The sequence below is a fragment of the Streptomyces europaeiscabiei genome (genome assembly GCF_001550375.1).
Lineage (GTDB): Bacteria > Actinomycetota > Actinomycetes > Streptomycetales > Streptomycetaceae > Streptomyces > Streptomyces europaeiscabiei.
Genome location: NZ_LRTR01000562.1, coordinates 1 through 1,025 on the forward strand (window position 1 = coordinate 1; position 1,025 = coordinate 1,025).

Annotated in this window: 1 protein-coding gene; it reads right to left on the reverse strand. The window is 76.5% G+C overall.

Annotated elements, in window-relative coordinates:
• On the reverse strand, nt 1-1,025 hold a 1,025-nt coding region (locus AWZ10_RS27390; RefSeq protein ID WP_244172563.1), incomplete at both ends, for a DUF5682 family protein.

Sequence of the window (1,025 nt, forward strand, 5' to 3'; positions counted from 1 at the left end):
CCGCAGCGTGCGGGGCAGGTCGAGCCGGCCGCCGGGGCGGCGGGTCGGACGCGGGGTGGCCAGACCCGTGAGCGCGGGGCGCATCCGGGTGGCGAGTTCCTTGGCCAGTTCGTCGACCAGACGCCGTACCAGCGGGCGCAGCCTGGCCAGTTGCTGCTCGGGCATCCCTCCGGCGAGGGACAGCACGGAGGTCAGCAGGTCGACCGACGGGCGGACGGCCTTGGGGTCCAGCTCGGCCAGTACGTCCGTACGGCCCTGGTCGGCGGCCCGCGCCAGTACCTCCTCGCGGACCTCCGCGCCGAACAGCGCGTCCAGCTCCTCGGCCCATTCCCGGGCCGTGGGGAACGACGCGTCCTGACCGCCGCCCCGACCCTGGCCGGTACCCCGGCCGAGATCCGAGGAGCCCTCGCCCCGGCCGGTGCCGTACAGCTCGTCGAGCGCGTGCGCGTAGCGGCGGGCGTCCTGCGGCAGTTTCTCGCTCTCCCGGCCGAGGAGCAGCCGCCATCGGTCGGTGGGGGTGAGGTGGAGGGGGCCGGGAAGCGGGGTGGCGGGCGCTGGGGTCTCGGCAGTTCTGGTGGTCGGGCGGCCGACGGAGGCTTTTGGTTCGGCCGCGGCGCCGGGGTTCTCCGCGACGGCGGTGGCGTCCGTGCCCTTGAGCGGCCCCACCGTGCCCGTACCGGTCGGCAGCCGCAGGGAGTCGACCGCCGCCAGACCTGCCCGGTCCGCCGCCGTCCACAGTGCGAGGAGTGCCGGCGAGGCGCTGAGCGACAGGTCGAGGCGGTCGCCGAGGCGTTCGGTCACGGTGTCGAGGAGGCGGTCGCGGCCGGCCGGGGTGAGCGTGTCGAAGCCGCCGCGGAGGGCGGGCAGCCGGTCCAGGAAACCCTGGTCGGTGAGCGTGTCGACGCGGTCGAGCAGCGGGTCCAGCGCGGTCGGCGCGGACTGCAGGAGCGGGGCCGCGCCGCTGAGCAGGCCGGTGAGACGGCGGGCCAGCGCGAGGCGGCCGTCGGGGCCGGTGGCCGTGTCGA